The sequence below is a fragment of the Limnoglobus roseus genome (assembly GCF_008254045.1).
Lineage (GTDB): Bacteria > Planctomycetota > Planctomycetia > Gemmatales > Gemmataceae > Limnoglobus > Limnoglobus roseus.
The window spans coordinates 3,523,055-3,540,525 of record NZ_CP042425.1; the positions used below are offsets into that span (position 1 = coordinate 3,523,055).

At 64.1% G+C, this 17,471-nt stretch carries 12 protein-coding genes; 8 read left to right on the forward strand and 4 right to left on the reverse strand.

Annotation, left to right across the window (positions count from 1 at the left end):
- Positions 1-109: 109 nt before the first annotated feature.
- Together guaB and PX52LOC_RS14880 are read left to right on the forward strand one after the other, a co-directional pair.
- Positions 110-1,600 carry an IMP dehydrogenase gene (gene guaB, locus PX52LOC_RS14875; protein WP_149110851.1) on the forward strand — a complete coding sequence of 497 codons (1,491 nt, stop codon included), beginning with the start codon at positions 110-112 and terminating at the stop codon, positions 1,598-1,600.
- A complete protein-coding gene (locus PX52LOC_RS14880) occupies positions 1,590-2,657 on the forward strand; it encodes a hypothetical protein (RefSeq protein WP_149110852.1) in 1,068 nt (355 codons plus the stop codon). The genes guaB and PX52LOC_RS14880 overlap by 11 nt, the downstream gene beginning before the upstream one ends.
- A 90-nt stretch (positions 2,658-2,747) precedes the next feature.
- Here PX52LOC_RS14880 and PX52LOC_RS14885 read toward each other — a convergent pair whose 3' ends face one another.
- Genes PX52LOC_RS14885 through PX52LOC_RS14900 form a run of 4 tightly spaced genes read right to left on the reverse strand, consistent with a single transcriptional unit; the run spans position 2,748 to position 6,347 of the window.
- Positions 2,748-4,223 carry a sulfatase family protein gene (locus tag PX52LOC_RS14885; RefSeq protein WP_149110853.1) on the reverse strand — a complete coding sequence of 492 codons (1,476 nt, stop codon included), beginning with the start codon at positions 4,221-4,223 and terminating at the stop codon, positions 2,748-2,750.
- Positions 4,224-4,280: 57 nt separating this feature from the next.
- A complete protein-coding gene (locus tag PX52LOC_RS14890) occupies positions 4,281-5,303 on the reverse strand; it encodes an HlyD family secretion protein (protein ID WP_149110854.1) in 1,023 nt (340 codons plus the stop codon).
- Positions 5,284-5,799, reverse strand: coding sequence for a hypothetical protein (locus PX52LOC_RS14895; RefSeq protein WP_149110855.1), 516 nt, complete (start codon positions 5,797-5,799; stop codon positions 5,284-5,286). Before PX52LOC_RS14895 ends, PX52LOC_RS14890 begins: the two co-directional genes overlap by 20 nt.
- Positions 5,796-6,347 (reverse strand): RNA polymerase sigma factor, encoded by a 552-nt coding sequence (locus PX52LOC_RS14900; RefSeq protein WP_149110856.1) that lies wholly within the window; start codon positions 6,345-6,347, stop codon positions 5,796-5,798. The genes PX52LOC_RS14895 and PX52LOC_RS14900 overlap by 4 nt, the downstream gene beginning before the upstream one ends.
- Positions 6,348-6,548: 201 nt before the next feature.
- Here PX52LOC_RS14900 and PX52LOC_RS14905 point away from each other — a divergent pair, with 201 nt between their 5' ends.
- The 6 genes from PX52LOC_RS14905 (at position 6,549) to rpoC (ending at position 17,457) form a co-directional block, all read left to right on the forward strand.
- Entirely contained in the window at positions 6,549-7,061 is a 513-nt protein-coding gene (locus tag PX52LOC_RS14905) for an arsenate reductase/protein-tyrosine-phosphatase family protein (protein ID WP_149110857.1), read from the forward strand.
- A complete protein-coding gene (locus PX52LOC_RS14910; RefSeq protein ID WP_149110858.1) occupies positions 7,058-7,516 on the forward strand; it encodes an RpiB/LacA/LacB family sugar-phosphate isomerase in 459 nt (152 codons plus the stop codon). The genes PX52LOC_RS14905 and PX52LOC_RS14910 overlap by 4 nt, the downstream gene beginning before the upstream one ends.
- A 277-nt stretch (positions 7,517-7,793) precedes the next feature.
- Complete coding sequence (locus tag PX52LOC_RS14915) at positions 7,794-8,303, forward strand: SMI1/KNR4 family protein (RefSeq protein ID WP_149110859.1); 510 nt, start codon at positions 7,794-7,796, stop codon at positions 8,301-8,303.
- Positions 8,304-8,382: 79 nt separating this feature from the next.
- On the forward strand, positions 8,383-8,697 hold the full coding sequence (locus PX52LOC_RS14920; protein WP_149110860.1) for a hypothetical protein: 315 nt from the start codon (positions 8,383-8,385) through the stop codon (positions 8,695-8,697).
- Between the two features lie 536 nt (positions 8,698-9,233).
- Complete coding sequence (rpoB, locus tag PX52LOC_RS14925) at positions 9,234-12,992, forward strand: DNA-directed RNA polymerase subunit beta (RefSeq protein ID WP_149110861.1); 3,759 nt, start codon at positions 9,234-9,236, stop codon at positions 12,990-12,992.
- A gap of 106 nt (positions 12,993-13,098) precedes the next feature.
- Positions 13,099-17,457 (forward strand): DNA-directed RNA polymerase subunit beta', encoded by a 4,359-nt coding sequence (gene rpoC / locus PX52LOC_RS14930; protein WP_149110862.1) that lies wholly within the window; start codon positions 13,099-13,101, stop codon positions 17,455-17,457.
- The last annotated feature ends 14 nt before the right edge of the window (positions 17,458-17,471 follow it).

The following is a 17,471-nucleotide window of genomic DNA, read 5'->3' on the forward strand; positions in this document are numbered from 1 at the left end:
CCCCCGCCGCCCGCCGCCATCATCTGACAACTTCTGGTTGCTATAATCCCCCATCACCACTATTGTCACGCCCCCGCCGTCGCGGGGTGGAACTGCTGAGGATCGGGCCATGCAAGATCGGATCGCGTATCAGGGCATCACCTTCGACGACGTGCTGCTCGAACCCGGCTACAGCGACGTCGTGCCGAAGGACGTGGACGTCCGCACGCAACTCACCCGCAACGTCCGGCTGAACATTCCGATCATCTCGTCGCCGATGGACACCGTCACCGAGAGCGAGTTGGCCATCGCGTTGGCGCAAGAAGGCGGCATCGGGATCATTCACAAGAACCTCTCGATCGCGGCCCAGACGCGCGAAGTGGACAAGGTGAAGCGGTCCGAGAACGGGATCATCACTGACCCCGTCACGCTGTCGCCGGACGAGACCGTCGGCAACGCCCGCCGTATCATGGAACAGCAGCACATCAGCGGCGTGCCGATCACCGTCAACGGCTACCTGAAGGGCATTCTCACCCGCCGCGACTTGAAGTTCCTCGCGGACAATAACCAGAAACTCTCCGAGGTGATGACGAAGGATAACCTCGTGACGGCGGTCGTTTCCGGGAACGAGGCCCCCACCCTGGAGGAAGCCGAACGGCGGTTGACGAAAAGAAAAGTGGAGAAACTGCTCCTGGTAGACGATCAATATCGACTGAAGGGGTTAATCACGATCAAGGACATTGACAAGGCGCAGAACTTCCCGAACGCCTGTAAAGATTCCCGCGGCCGCCTTCGGGTCGGGGCCGCGATCGGCGTGCTGGACTTCGAGCGGGCGCACTCCTTGATCGACGCGGGCGTGGACGTGCTAGTCGTGGACAGTGCCCACGGCCACTCGCGGAACGTGATGGAGACGGTGAAGGAACTGAAGCGGCGGTACACGATCGACGTGATCGCCGGGAACATCGCCACGGAAGCCGGGGCGAAAGCCCTCGCCGACGCGGGGGCCGACGGGGTCAAAGCCGGTATCGGGCCGGGGTCGATTTGCACGACCCGCATTGTGTCCGGTGTCGGCGTGCCGCAGATGTCGGCGATCGGCAACGCCGTGAAGGCGTTGCGGGGAACGGGCGTCCCGGTCATCGGCGACGGCGGGATTCGCTATTCCGGGGACATCACCAAGGCGCTCGCGGCCGGGGCGCACAGCGTGATGATCGGCGGCCTGTTCGCGGGCCTGGCCGAGAGCCCGGGTCAGGTGATCCTCTACCGCGGGCGGACGTTCAAGACGTACCGCGGCATGGGGTCGCTCGGGGCCATGCAGGCCGGGAGTGCCGACCGCTACCAACAGGGCGGCGGGACGCCGAACGGCAAGATGGTCCCGGAGGGCGTCGAGGGCCGCGTGCCGTTTAAGGGGCCGCTGACGCCGTTCGTGTTTCAGTTGGTCGGTGGAATTCGTTCCGGCATGGGGTACGTCGGAGCAAGGACGCTCGAAGAACTCAGGACGACGGCCCGCTTCATTCAGGTGAGCGGGGCCTCGGTACAGGAGAGCCACCCGCATGACATCGCGATCACCCAAGAAGCGCCGAACTACAGCGTTTCCCATTACACCACGTCGGATGGCGATTAGCCTCGCGGTCCTCGCCGGCGTCGGCGGGGCGGCGTTCGGCCAACAGCCGTCCGTCGTGCCGCCGGCCCTGCCCGCCGCCCCGCCGGTGACGAAGTGGACCCCGTTCAATCAAACGCCGCCCGCGCCGCCGCCCGTCCCGGCCGCCCCGCCCGTCGTGCTGCCCGCGCCGCAACCAATACCCGACGCCCCGTTCGTCGAGTCGGCCGTCCCGCTGCCGGTCCTCCCGCCCACGACCGCACCCGTCTCCAACCCGCCGGGCTTGGTCCCCAACACGCTGACGTTCCAGAAGAGCGCCGGCGATTCGGTACCGATGCCCCCGACCGCCCCGTTGACGTTCCAGAAGGGGGCCGGAGAGATCGTGCCGATGGTGTCGCCGGCACCCGGCGTGCCGTCTCTACCGCCGATGGGCGTGCCCGCGATTCCGACACGCCTGGTCCGCACGCCGGCAGACGAGAAGGATGACGCGAAGGCCAAACAAGACGAAAAAGACAGGGAAGAAGCGAGGAAGCGGCTCGACGAGGAGACGAAGCGCAAGGAGCCGCCGAAGGCCACCGACCGCCAGTCGGACTTGACGAAAGGGACGCTGCCGAGCCGCCAGAACGTGTTCCGCCTCACGTCGGACGCGGACCTGGACGCGCGGATTCAGAAGGAATCGACGAGCGGGAAAAACCCGTTCCCGAAGCCGGCCCCGCTGTCGGCCGAACCGCTGGTCTACCAGGCGAAGACGGCATCGTACCCGCCGATGAAGACCTTCCGCGAGCCGACCTACGTCGTCCACCGCCGGCTGTACTTCGAAGAAATGAACAGCGAGCGGGCCGGGTGGGAGATCGGCTTCCTGCAACCGTTCCTGTCGGCCGGCTACTTCTACAAGGACCTCTTCTTCCTGCCCCACAACGCGGTGTCCGGCCTGTGGAAGAACCGCTGGGACACAAGCGCCGGCAAGTGTCAGCCGGGGGCACCGACGCCGTACTACCTGTACCCGCAAGGGTTCACGCTGAGCGGCCTGATGTTCCAGGCGACCCTGTTGACCGGCCTGCCGTTCATCTTCCCGGGGTAAGCCATTTGGCGAGCCGAGCGGCGTGAGCCGCCGGGTGAATCGCTGGGAAGTGCCCGCGATTCACCCGGCGGCTTACGCCGCTCGGCTCGCCTATTCTCGCGTCTTCGTCGCGGTTCGCACCTTCTGCAACGCTTCCATCATCTCCTTCACCTTCGCGGTGTTCGCCTCGGCCAAATTCTTCGTCTCAGCGAGGTCGTCGGCGAGATTGTAAAGCTCCGGTGAGAATTTCGCCATCGCGGGCACGATCAGCTTCCACGGCCCCTGTCGCAAGGCGTGCGCGTTGAAGTTGCCCGCCTGCGTCAGCAGTTGGTCGCGGCCGGTCGGGTTCTTCCCCTGCAACGTCGGCCACTGGTTAAAACTGTCGGGGGCGGCGTCGCCGTCCAACTTCGCCCCGACCATTGCGGCACACGTCGCGAACAGGTCCACGTGGCAAACGAGCGCGTTCGACTCCTGGCCGGCCGGCACTACGCCGGGATAGCGGGCGACGAACGGCACGCGATGGCCGCCCTCGTAGTTGGCCCCCTTCACGCCGCGGAGTTTGCCGTTACACTTGTGACCACTCGGGTCGTTGCCAGTGCCGTCGACGTAACCGTCGTCCATCACGCCACCGTTGTCGCTGGTCACGATCACGAGCGTGTTGTCGGTCAGCTTCAGGTCGTCGAGCTTCTTCATTACCTCGCCGACGCACCAATCGAACTCCTCGATCGCATCCCCGCGGAGGCCGTGCTGACTCTTGCCGCGGAACCGCGGGTGCGGCATCCGCGGGACGTGCGCGTCGTGCGTGGCGAAGTAGAGGAAGAACGGCTCGGCCTTGTGGTCGTCGAGGAACTTCACCGCCTTCGCGGTGATCGTGTCGGCGATGTCCTCGTCCTTCCACCGGGCCGCCTTGCCGCCGGTCATCCAACCGATGCGACTGATGCCGTTGACGATGGTCATGTCGTGGCCGTGGCTCGGCTTCTGGTTGAAGAGTTGGTCGGGGTTCTCCTTGCCGGTCGGCTCGGTGCCGACTTTGTTCTTGTAACTCACATGGATCGGGTCGTCCGGGTCGAGGCCGACGACGCGGCCGTTTTCCAGGTACACGCACGGCGTCCGGTCGCCGGTGGCCGGGATGATGAACGAGGAATCGAAGCCGACCTCCCGCGGGCCGGGCTTGACCTCGGCGTTGTAGTCGGGTTCCTGCTCGCCGAGGCCGAGGTGCCACTTGCCGACGATCCCGGTGGCGTACCCGGCCTGCTTCATCATCTTCGGCAACGTCGGCCGGTCGAGCGGAATCGACAGTGGGGCGAGGCCCGAGAGGATGCTCGCCCCCGGCTTGTGGCGGAACGAGTATTGCCCCGTCAGCAGCGAGTACCGCGTCGGCGTGCAGACCGCTGCGGGGCTGTGGGCGTCGAGGAACTTGGTGCCGGCCGCCGCGAGCTTGTCGATGTTCGGCGTGTGGATCTTCGGGGCCCCGTAGCACGAAAAGTCGCCGTAGCCGATGTCGTCGGCGAGGATGACGACGACGTTCGGCTTCGGGGCCGCCGACGCGGTCACGGTGAGGGCGAGCAGGAGAGCGATGGTGCGCATGAGAATCCCTCGGCAGAAAGAGTGCCGAGGGTGATGTAGCGAATCCGCCGGAATCGTTTAGCGGCCCGCCGGGTTACCCTTCGGTGCGGTGTCGGCCTTTTTTTCATCCCGCAGGGCTTTCAAGAACTCGCCGACCGTGATCGCCCCTTCGGGCCGACCGGCCGTCGAGAACAACAGGCCGTATTCGCGGACGTACCAGGTGGGCTTCTTGGCGTCGTCGAGCGGGCTGTCTTTCGCCAACTCATCCTCCAACAGTTGCAGCCATGCGGACAGCGTCAACTCTTGTTTCTCGATCGCGCAGTGGAGAAGCGGAATCCCGCTCATGCGGACGGGGAAATCGAGGGCGGCCGCCTTCTTGATGGCGTCCACGATGTCCGGCATCGTAAGGTTCTCACAGCCGAAGGTAACAGGTTTGGCCAGGGCCGTGCGCAGCTTGTCCGCCACCGACCCCGGCTTCACGTCCGTTTGACTCAACTTCAGGTATGTGTGGATAATCGGTCGGTCCGCCGTCGTACCCTTGTCGTTGACGAACAACGCCCCCATCACCGGCAGTTTCGTCAACAGGGTGATGCCGACCAGGGCGTCGTAGTCGGCGTCAGCAGCGGCGGCGGCCGACTTCGCGATTTCGAGGGTCTGCTCGGCTTCCATGAGCAGAGCCTTGGCTTTCGCGTACCCCGACTCCTTCGACTGAACTTCCTGCGCGCTGACCACGGCGTTCTTGTGGAGTTGCTTCGTATTGTCCAGTTCGAGGCGGGCCAGGTCGGCGACGGCCTTGGCGGCCTCGATCCGCCGGAGCGCGAGGCCCACGTCTCCTTTGACACGGTCTTTCTCGCGCTTTGCGGTCGCGACCTTTTGGGCGATGCCGAGCTTCGCCTGTTGCAGTTTCGCGTTCGCCAACTGTGCCTCGGCCTCGGCCACCGCCACGTCGGGGTGGGTGCGGAGTGCCCGGGCGATGTCGTCTTCGAGCGATTCTTTCTTCGACTCGGCGGGCTTGGGCGGAGGGGGCGTGGGCGGTTGGCCCAGTGCCACCACGGCCAGGAAGCCGCCGAGCAGGAGACCGCTATAAACCGTCGTTCGCATGGTCGCCGTCCTTTCGTTTCGAGTTCTTGAGGGAGGTCAGGAGCCACGAGTCTTCCACCCGCACGGCCTGCCCGTCCGGCCCGGCGTCGCCCAGGTACTGCCGGTAGCAGCGGATCGCGGATTCGAGCTTGTTTGCCTTCAGGTACGCATCGCCGGCCTGTTGAAACAACTTGGCCGAGGTCGCGGGGTCGGTCGCCATTTCCGCGTCCAACTCCAGGCGGTCGGGCGGCCGTTGAACCAGTTGCTCGCCGGGCGACTGCGGCACCGGTACGAACTCCTTCTCGATGACCGTTTCGACGATCCGCTCCGCGGGTGGGGTCGGTTTTGCGAACCAACCCACGGCAAGCCCGGCCGCGAATACCGCCGGCCACGCGAGTCGCCGAAACCGCCACGGCCGGAGGTGCGGCAGCGTCTTCGCGAAGATCGCTTCCCGCCGGCCGTTGTCCGGCGGCTGTTCTTTCGGTGTGAGGAGGGCGTCCAGTTCGTCGTCGGTCATTGGTGTTTCTCGAACTCTTCGCGGAAAGCCTGACGCGCCCGCGACAGCAGCGACTCCACCGCCTTCGGCGATTCGCCCCACGCGGCCGCGATCTGCTCGACGCTCAGGCGGTCGAAGTATTTCGCGCGTAACGCCTGCTCGTAGCGGTCCGGCAAGTTCGCGAGGGCCACGGCAATTTGCTCCGCTTGCTCGCGCTTGTGGTCCGCAGTCGGGGCCGGCGGGTCGGCCGGGCCGAGGGCTTGAACCCGCCGCCGGTAGCGGGTGCGGGACCGCAGGTGGTGCCGGAGCACGTTCCCGGCGATGCCGCACACCCAGGCGGCGAACCGACACTGTCCCGGGTCGAACGCGGACAATTTGCGAGCAGCCGTCAGCCACGCTTCCTGAATCACGTCGTCGGCCAGATCCGCGAGTCCACCGGCCCGCCAGTGGACGTAACCGGCCACCGCCTCGAACGCACCGTCGTACAGCGCCCGCCACGCCACGGCATCGCCGGTGAGGGCGGCGCTGCGAAAACCTTGCTCCCGCCAGTTGTCTTGGGCCTCGGTCATGCCACCATGCCACACTCACGAGCGACATCCCACCAGTGCCCACTGCGAGGGAAATCCTTCGCTAGTCAGGAATTAAAGTGCAGGCCATTCCGTTGCTTGTCCGATTCTCCGACATTCCCGACTTGTTGAAAGGGCGGTCCGTTCATAAATTGGGATACGATTGTCGGATTCCGTCGTTTCTGTGTGTGAGCCTTCTGGCGAATGTCGTCTCACGCGAACAACTCATCGTGGCCTCCCGACCAACCTCTCCGGCGGTCGGTTCTGTTCGTCTGTACCGGCAACACTTGCCGAAGCCCGCTCGCGGAAGGGCTGTGCAAGAAACTGCTTGCCGACCGCCTCGGAATCACTCCTGAAGAGTTGCCCGCCCGCGGCTATACTATCCGTTCCGCGGGCGTCTCGGCCTATCCCGGCGACGTGGCAAGTCCGGAGGGGGTGGCGATTGCCGCCGGCTACGGCGTCGACCTGTCGCAACACCGCAGCCGGCCGGTGAACCCGGAGTTACTCGCGGATGCCACCGACGTCGTCACGATGACGGCCGGGCACGCGGCCGTGCTGATGATTCGCTACCCCGGCTACGGCCCCGAGCCGGTGCTCCTGTCCGAGGACGAGGACGTGCCGGACCCCATCGGCGGGGACCGAACCGATTACGAATCGTGTGCGTTGATGATTGTCAAGCACCTGAATCACATGATTGCGGAGTGGACGAGGATATGAGAGTTGCAGTTGGCAACGACCACCGCGGGGTGGACGCCAAGCGTCGAGTGCTGGCAACCGTGCTGGCGATGAACGACGTCCCCACGGACCTGGGCACGAACGCCACCATCGGCGTGGACTACCCCGATTTCGCGATTGCCGTCAGCGAGGCGGTCGCGTCCGGTCAGGCGGACCGCGGCGTGCTCATCTGCGCCACCGGCCACGGCATGTGCATCACGGCGAACAAGGTCTACGGCATTCGGGCGGTCAACTGTCGCGACATCGTGGACGCCGAGATGAGCCGCACGCACAACGACGCGAACGTGCTCTGCCTGTCGGCGGATCTCTTGAGCGAAGACATGATCGAGCAGATCGTCCGCAAGTGGATCGAAACGCCCTTCGAGAACGGCAGTGGCCGCCACGCCCGGCGGAACGAGAAGATCACGCAGTACGAAGCGGCCCATCAGAAGAAGTGATTCGGGAGAATAATCCCTCCGAGGGCCGGTCGTTCGCCGCCGGATTTGCGAACTGCGATCCGTACCTGAATTGGTCTGTTACTGGAAGTGTTCTGCTGCGTGGCGCAAGCGTAATAGGATCTATCGCGCCGCAAGGATTTGCAATTGCCTTACGGCAGGCGCAGGGCAATAAAACCTTCATTTCTGAGACGAAAAAGTGTTGAACAGGCTACTTCGTTGAGGCGTATACTCGCGCAGTGTGAGAGAATTACAAGTTCGGCCGCAGAGGGCTTCGGCGGTGGGCAGCGTCCGCGAACGGCTTGCAGCATTGGCGATACCGCTCGGCATCGAGTTGCCTGAGGCGTACCTTGCGTTCATGGAACGCCGGCCGGAACGGGGCATCCCTATCCATCACTTGGGCGGCCTCACCGAGCTGCCGAAGGAGTGGTGGCCAGCTACGCTCGACGTGCTGGAGGAGGATATCTGGCGGGGGCGGTGGACGAAGGCCGCCCCATACGCCCACTACATGCGGGAAGAGGCTGAGCGGTTCCTGTCTGCCGGGGTCGAATTCGTTTCTTGCCCGGCCGGTCTGCCATTTAACTCGGCCCGGCTGAGCCGCGGGTTCTGGATCGGCGAGGAGGACGGCGATAGCGTGTTCCTCGACCACCAGACGCTCGGTGTGTTCGCCTGGCTTGCCCACGAAGACGAGGTCGAGCAGTGGGCATCGTCGTTCACAGAGTTCGTCGCCCTCGGTCAGCGCACAGGGCGGTTCGCCGAACCAGGCGTGGCGCCAGACACCGGCCGCTGAATTGGTTCTGGGATTTGTTTCAGTCACTAATGCAGCCGGTGCTGGTGAGCATCGTCGTTCGGCGACGGAGGGTTTCGGAGTGGCGAAGCGTAAACAGCCAGTACCAGCAGCCGCCCCGCTTACATTGCCGGAGCGGATATCCGGGCCGCTGAAGGCGTTGCTGATCCTCGGCTGGCGGCGGCAGATGTGGGCCAAGGAAGTCCGGCTGCCGTTCCCGCCGTCGCCGGGGCTGGGTATCCGTATCGACGTGTACGACATGCTCCGCGTCGACAGTGTGGTGATCGGGGACGACGGGTACGACGTGACCTGCATCTGCACGTTCGAGGGCGGGGGCAAGCACTACACCGAGTCCCGTGTGCGTGGGTTCGGGTTCGAGGAGAGCGGGTATCCGTAACCGCGGGTGAACAAAGTTCTGCCGAACCCGTCAGTTCGACTTCCCGGACACCTTCCCCGACCGTTCCGGCACTCTTCTGACATTTTTCTCAAAATTTGGCACGCGATTTCGCTTCGAAATCAAGCCAACTGCGATTGACAGGGGCAAAAAGTGTGCCTTCGCCACTCGACAAGTGGGGGCGAGATGGGTAATATCTTAATCTGGCGGAAAAGTCGCTTGGTATTCCCGGTCGCTCTTGCTCGGCGTAATCCGAACAGTCCGGCCGATACGCACAAGCAGTGGTGATAATGTACGCAACCCACTCGCTCCTGCGATCTGGTATTCTTCGGTCCGACACCCTGGCAACTTCACACCCCAAACTGCGAACCTCCCCGATTGTGGCGGTGTCCTGGTTTGGGCTTCAAGCGTTTCCGTCCGACATTCGCCGTCCGATTCCTCAGAAATAACGACTCCGAGCGCCCGGTGCAAGCCCCAGTGTCTGGACGACACGGGATTTCGCCGGGTCGTCGATTCGTTTGACGAAGGAGCTAGTACCGATGCCCATTCCCGTGAACCGCATCATTTTCCCCGACCAAGAGCGGAACTTCGGCCGCTACGGGGACGCCTCGCCCGTGCCGAACCTCACGGAAGTGCAAACCCGGTCCTACGACCGCTTCCTCCAGCTCGACGCCAGCTACGAAAAGCGGCAGAACCACGGCCTCGAAGGCGTGCTGCGTGAAATCTTCCCGATCGAGAGCTACGACAAGAAGTCGTCCCTCGAGTTCGTGAAGTACGAACTCGGCAAGCCGCGGTACGACCCGGACGAGTGCCGCCAACTGCGGCTCACCTACGGCCGGCCGTTCCGCGTGTGGCTGCGGCTGCGCAAAGCCGACGGCAACACGATGGAAGAGGAAGTGTATCTCGGCGACATGCCGATCATGATCGGCGGCGGCGAGTTCATCATCAACGGGGCCGAGCGCGTCGTCGTCAGCCAGTTGCACCGCTCGCCCGGCGTGGACTTCGTCGTCGAGCGGGAAGCGGATAAAGACTTGCACTCGTGCCGGATCATCCCGGAGCGCGGGAGCTGGATCGAGATCAACGTCACGAAGAAGGAAAACTTCGGCGTCCGCATCGACCAGTCGGGCAAGTTCTCGGCCGTCACGCTCCTCCGCGCGATGGAGCCGATGTACTCGCAGACCTCCGCGATTCTCCGCGAGTTCTACCAGCCGCTGACGATCAAGTTGAAGGAAGCCACGGACCGGGCAAAGTTGGCCGGCGACCCGGACACGGGCGTCCTGCCGATGATCGCGATCGACGACGTGATCGACCCCGAGACGGGCGAAATCTACGTCGACAGCGGCAAGCCGTTCACCCGCGATGCCGTTGATAAGGCCGTCGCGTCGCAGTTGAAGGAAGTCACGGCCATCGACACGCCGAAGGATCCGGTGATCCTCAACTCGATCGCCGAAGACCTCGCCGGCAACCCGCAGCACGAGTCGCACGAAGGCGCGCTGCTGAAGATTTATCAGCGACTTCGGCCGGGCAACCCGATGCAGTTGGACAAGGCCCGCGACTTGTTCAAGGAAAAGTTCAACGACCAGAACCGCTACCGCCTCGGCCGCGTGGGCCGGTTCCGCATCAACCGGAAGTTCAACCAGAACGTGCCGGAAACGGAGATGACCCTGCGGGCGGTCGACTTCGTCAACGCCATCAAGTACATCCTCGAACTGCGGGCCGGTAAGGGCCACGTCGATGACATCGACCACCTCGGCAACCGCCGCCTGCGGACGATCGACGAACTCGCCGCCGACGAAATGCGGAAGGGCTTCCTGAAGCTCCGCCGCACCGTGCAAGAGCGGATGGCGCTGAAGTCGATCGAAGACATGTCGCCGCGGACGCTCATCAACCCGAAGTCGGTGAGCGCGGCCATCGAGTACTTCTTCGGCCGGAGCGAACTGTCGCAGGTCGTGGACCAGACGAACCCGCTCGCCCAACTGACGCACGAACGGCGGCTTTCCGCCCTCGGGCCAGGCGGCTTGAACCGGAAGCGGGCGGGCTTCGAAGTGCGGGACGTGCACATCAGCCACTACGGCCGCATCTGCCCGATCGAGACGCCGGAAGGGACGAACATCGGTCTGATTTCGTCGCTGTCGATTTTCGCCGAGATCGACGAGTATGGCTTCCTCATCACGCCGTACCGCAAGGCGAACGTCGGCAAGCTGACGGAAGAAGTCGTGAAGCTGCGGGCCGACGAAGAGTCTGAACTCCGCATCGCCCCGGCCGACACGCCGACGGACCACCAGAAGATCTCGGTGGACCGCGTCAACGGCCGGGCCAGTGGTGACTTGACCACGATCGCCTCGGACAAGATCGACTACCTCGACATCTCGCCGAAGCAGATGGTCGGCGTGTCGGCCGGTCTCATCCCGTTCCTCGAACACGACGACGCCAACCGGGCGTTGATGGGTTCGAACATGCAACGACAGGCGGTGCCGCTGCTCGTGACCGAGCCGCCGATCGTCGGTACGGGGTTGGAGAAGGAAGTCGCCAAGCACAGCGGGATGCTGGTGCGGGCGCAGGAAGACGGCGTCATCAGCTACGTGGACGGCGAGCGGATCAAGATCGAGGAGAAGGACAAGATCATCCGCGAGTACGTCCTGCGGAAGTTCCACGGCCTCAACGAGCGGACCTGCCTGAACCAGCGGCCGATCATCAAGATCGGCCAGAAGGTGAAGCGGGGCCAGATCCTCGCCGACGGGGCGGCCACGCACCAGGGCGAACTCGCCCTCGGTCGGAACGTGCTGGTCGCGTTCCAGTCGTGGGAGGGGTACAACTTCGAAGACGCCATCATCATCAGCGAACGGCTGGTGAAGAACGACACCTACACGAGCTTGCACATCGAGGAATTCGACATCGAAATCCGCGAGACGAAGCTCGGCAAGGAGGAGTTCACGCGGGACATCCCGAACGTCTCGCCGAAGGCCCTGTCGAACCTCGACGAGACGGGCATTGTCCTGGTCGGTACGTTCGTGAAGCCGGGTGATTTGCTCGTCGGCAAGGTGTCGCCGAAGTCGCGGTCGGAACTGACGCCGGAAGAAAAGCTGCTGCACGCCATCTTCGGCCGGGCCGGCGAAGACGTGAAGAACGACAGCCTCGAAGTGCCGTCGGGCATTGAGGGCATCGTCATCGGCACGCACCGGTTCAGCCGCCGGGCGAGCATGACGGAAGACGAGCGCAAGGACCTGGCGAAGGAAGAAAAGCGGATCAACGGCGAGTACGCCGAGAAGATCGCCACGCAGTTCCGCGAGTTCATCGGGGCGCTCGGCGACGTGCTGGAAAAGAAGGACCTGAAGGACCCGAACACCGGCAAGGCCCTGGCTAGCGAGAAGGACGAGGACACCGTCGTCGCCGAACAGGCGAAGGCGTTCAAGATCGAGAACCTCGACATCCGCAGCCCGGACAAGGCCAAGTCGGCGACGAAGATCCACCACCGGCACTGGGAACGCATCCAGTTCTTCATCGACGAGCAGGACCGCAAGCTGAACAGCCTCAAGCGCGGCGACGAGTTGCCGAGCGGCGTGCAGCAGATGGTCAAGGTGTACGTGGCGACGAAGCGGGTCATCAGCGTCGGCGACAAGATGGCCGGCCGCCACGGCAACAAGGGCGTTATCAGCAAGGTGCTGCCGGAAGAAGACATGCCGTTCCTGAAGGACGGCACGCCGGTGGACATCCTGCTCAACCCGCTCGGCGTGCCGAGCCGGATGAATGTGGGCCAGATTCTCGAAACCCACCTCGGCTACGCGGCCTCGAAGCTCGGCTTCAAGGCCGTCACCCCGGTCTTCGACGGGGCGAGCGAGGAGGAAATCAAGCAGGCCCTCCGCGAAGCCGGCGAGAGCGACACGGGCAAGAGCGTCCTGTACGACGGCCGCACCGGCGAACCGTTCGAGCAGTCGGTGACGGTCGGCTACCTGTACATGCTGAAGCTGCACCACCTGGTCGACGACAAGGTGCACGCTCGGGCGACGGGGCCGTACAGCCTCATCACCCAGCAGCCGCTCGGCGGGAAGGCCCGGTTCGGCGGTCAGCGGTTCGGCGAGATGGAAGTGTGGGCGCTCGAAGCCTACGGGGCGGCGTTCGTGCTGCAAGAACTGCTGACCGTGAAGTCCGACGACGTGGAAGGCCGGACGAAGATTTACGAGAGCATGGTGAAGGGCGAGAACACGCTGGAAGCCGGCACGCCCGCCAGTTTCGACGTGCTCACGCACGAGATCCGAGGCCTCGGGTTGAACATGCAGTTGGAGAAGAAGCGCGTGTAAGTGAAGTGACAGTCCAAAGCCCGCCCGCGACCGTGGGCGGGCTTTCCCGCAGTCAACGCTTTCACCACCTACGATCGAACACTCACTCTCGACCGGGAGTCATCATATGAGCACTGGCATTCCTTCATCGTCGAGCGCCGCGGCCGCCGAGGCGTCGAACTACGACCGCATTAACGACTACGGCGCGGTCCGCATCAGCCTGGCCAGCCCGCACGACATCCGCAGTTGGAGCTTCGGCGAAGTCAAGAAGCCGGAGACGATCAACTACCGCACGTACCGCCCCGAAAAGGACGGTCTGTTCTGCGAGCGCATCTTCGGGCCGGAAAAGGACTGGGAGTGTACCTGCGGCAAGTACCGCGGCATGAAGTACAAGGGCATGATCTGCGACCGCTGCGGCGTCAAGGTCACACACAGCCGCGTCCGCCGCAAGCGCATGGGCCACATCGAACTGGCCGCCCCGGTCGTGCACATTTGGTTCTTCAAGGCGATGCCCAGCCGCCTCGGCACCCTGCTGGACATGAAGACCAGCAGCCTCGAAAAGATCATCTACTTTCAGGACTACGTCGTCGTTGACCCGGGCGAAACGCCGCTCAAAGAACGGCAACTCCTGACGGAAGACGAGTTCAAGGAAGCCCACCAGCAGTACGGCGACACGTTCGAAGTCGGCATGGGCGCTGACGCCATCAAGAAGATGCTGGAGAAGCTCAACCTCGTCACGCTCGCGGCCGACCTCCGCGACCGCCTCGAAAAGGAAATGGCCCGCGGCGAGAAGAAGTCGAAGCAACGCGAAAAGGACCTCGTCAAGCGGCTGAAGACGATCGAGGCCCTCCGCGACAGCAGCAACAAGTGCGAGTGGATGGTCCTGGAGTGCATCCCGGTCATCCCGCCGGACCTGCGGCCGCTCGTGCTGCTCGACAGCGGCAACTTCGCTACGTCCGACTTGAACGACCTGTACCGCCGGATCATCAACCGGAACAACCGGCTCAAGAAGCTCGTGGACCTGAACGCGCCGGAAGTCATCATCCGCAACGAAAAGCGGATGCTGCAACAGTCCGTCGACGCGCTGTTCGACAACAACCGCTGCAAGCGGCCCGTCCTCGGGTCGTCGAACCGCCCGCTCAAGTCGCTGACGGACATGATCAAGGGCAAGCAGGGCCGCTTCCGGGAAAACCTCCTCGGCAAGCGGGTCGACTACTCGGCCCGGTCGGTCATCGTCGTCGGCCCGGAACTCAAGCTGCACCAGTGCGGGCTGCCGAAGAAGATCGCCCTCGAACTGTTCCAGCCGTTCATCATCCGCCGGCTCAAGGAACTCGGCCACGCCGACACGATCAAGTCGGCGAAGAAGATGCTCGAGCGCAAGGACGACGTGGTCTGGGACATCCTCGAAGAAGTCACCAAGAGCCACCCGTGCCTCCTCAACCGGGCACCGACGCTGCACCGGATGGGCATTCAAGCGTTCGAGCCGGTGCTGATCGAAGGGAACGCCATCCGGATTCACCCGCTCGTCTGTAAGGGCTTCAACGCCGACTTCGACGGCGACCAGATGGCCGTCCACCTGCCGCTGTCGATCGAGGCGCAGGTCGAGGCGACCGTGCTGATGATGTCGACGAACAACATCTTCAGCCCGGCGAACGGCAATCCGATCATCTCGCCGTCGCAGGACATCGTCATGGGCTGCTACTGGCTCACGGCCGCCCGCGGCGAGGAGGGCGAGAAGGTCGAGGCCGGCGACGGCATGATCTTCCACAGCAGTGGCGAACTGTTCCAGGCGTATGCCGAGGGCAAGCTCGGCATCCACGCCCGCATCAAGGTGCGGGTGCCCAGCCACAAGAAGGTCATCAGCGAAATCCGCGACGAGCGTGGGGCGGCGAAGGTCGAAGAGCTTCCCCGCAAGCCGAACGGCCTGGTCAACACGACCGTCGGCCGGACGATCTTCAACGACATCCTGCACTCGAAGATGGCGTTCTACGACCTGCCGCTGTCGAGCAAGCACCTGGCCCGCATCATCGCCGACTGCTACCTGCAACTCGGCCGGCGGGAAACCATCACGCTGCTCGACCGCATGAAGGAAACCGGCTTCCGCGAATCGACGCGGTCGGGCCTCAGCTTCGCCGCGTCCGACCTCCGCACGCCGGCCGTCAAGGAGGCCGTGCTGAAGGAGAAGGACAAGGAAGTCGAGAAGCTCCGCCGCTTCTATGAGCGCGGCCAGATGACCGCGAAGGAACGGTACATCAAGACGATCGAGCACTGGAACGACGCCCGCGAGACGATCACGAAGGCGTTGATGAAGGACCTCGCGAACGACCGCCGCGACGGCAAGCCGTACCTGAACCCGATCTTCCTCATGGCCACCTCGGGGGCACGGGGCGGGCAGGAGCAGATTCGGCAGCTCGCAGGTCTGCGGGGTCTGATGGCGAAGCCGTCGGGCGAAATTATCGAGACGCCGATCAAGTCGAACTTCCGCGAAGGCTTGAAGGTGCTGGAATACTTCTCCAGTACACACGGTGCCCGGAAGGGCTTGGCCGACACCGCGTTGAAGACCGCCGACTCCGGGTACCTCACGCGGAAGTTGGCCGACGTGGCCCAGAACGTGGTCATCACGATGCACGACTGCGGCAGCACCGGCAGCGTGACGAAGGGGATCATGTACAAGGGCGACGAGATCGACCGCCCGCTGTTCGACGCCATCCGCGGCCGGGTCAGCCGGGTGCGGATCAAGCACCCAGAGAAGAACGAGACGATCGTCGACGAGAACGAGATGATCTCGCCGGACAAGGCGCGGTTGCTCGAGCGGCTGAACTTCGACAAGGTCGCGGTCCGCAGCCCGATGACCTGCCAGGCCCCGCTCGGCCTGTGCCGGCTGTGCTACGGCATGGACCTGGCCACCGGCACCATCGTCGAGGACGGCATGGCCATCGGCATCATCGCCGCCCAGTCGATCGGCGAGCCGGGCACGCAGTTGACGATGCGGACCTTCCACATCGGCGGGGTGGCCCAGTCGAAGGACGCGGCCAACACCGAGCACAAGACGAAGAAGGCCGGCGTGACCGCGTTCGAGCGGATCAACGTCGTCACCAACTCGGACGGCCAGAAGATCGCGCTGGCCCGGTCCGGCGAAATCTTGATCCTCAACAAGAAGGGCGGCACGATCATCGACCGCTTCGCCGTGCCGAACGGGGCAGAACTGTTCGTCAAGGACGGGCAGGAAGTCGCCGCCGGCACGTCACTGTGTAAGTGGGACCCGCACGCCACGCCGATCATCTGCGAAGAGGGCGGCAAGGTGAAGTGGGTGGACATCAAGGAAGGCGTCACCCTCCGCCGCGAGAAGTCCGGGCAGACGGGGATCGACCAGTACACGATCATGGAGCACAAGGGCGAACTGCACCCGACGATCCAGATCAGCGACGACCGCGGCAACATCCTGAAGGCGTACACGCTGCCCGAAAAGGCGAACGTGTTGGCCAAGGACGGCGAGAAGGTCGCGGCCGGCACCGTGCTGGCGAAGACGACGCGGGAAGCGGCCAAGACCCACGACATCACCGGCGGTCTGCCGCGGGTGACGGAGTTGTTCGAAGCCCGCCGCCCGCGGAACCCGGCCGTCATGGCGGAAGTCAGCGGCCGCGTCCGCATCGGGGACAAGAAGCGTGGCAAGAAGCAAATCTGGGTGCAACGCGAAACCGACGACGGCAAGGTCATCGGCGAGGAGCGCGAGCACCAAGTCCCGGCCAGTGCCCCGCTCGCGGTGCACACCGGCGACTACGTGAAGGCCGCCGACCCGCTCGTGAGCGGGCCGCTCGCCCCGCACGACATCCTGCGGATTTCCAGCCTGGAAGCCGTGCAGGAGTACCTCGTCCGCGAAGTGCAGTCGGTGTACCGCAGCCAGCGGGTGGACATCGACGACAAGCACATCGAGACGATCGTCGCGCAAATGCTCCGCAAGGTGAAGGTCGTCACCACCGGCGACACCGGTCTGCTGCCGGGGTCGGTGATGGACAAGTTCACCTTCCAGGAAGTGAATGACCGCCTGCTGAACGAGTGCGTGAAGGTCGTGGACGCGGGCGATTCGACCCTCGTGCCGGGCCGCATCTACTCGAAGGACGCCTTTGAAGAAGAACGGGCCGCGCTGGAGGCGACCGGCGGCAAGAAGAAGAAGCCGACGTTCGAAGTACCAGTGCCGGCGACCAACGAAGTGCAACTCCTCGGCATCACGAAGGCGGCCGTGCAGTCGGACAGCTTCATCAGCGCCGCGTCGTTCCAGGAAACGACCAAGGTGCTGACCGAAGCCGCCCTGGCGAGCAAGGTCGACTACCTCGTGGGCTTGAAGGAAAACGTGATCCTCGGTCACTTGATCCCGGCCGGCACGGGCTTCAAGATTCACCAGGAAGCGGAAGTGCGGATCAACTCCGAGAACTTCCCGCAGTACGGCAACGCCTCGGAAGAGGTCGAACAACCGACGGAAGCTTAATCCCCGGTGGGTCG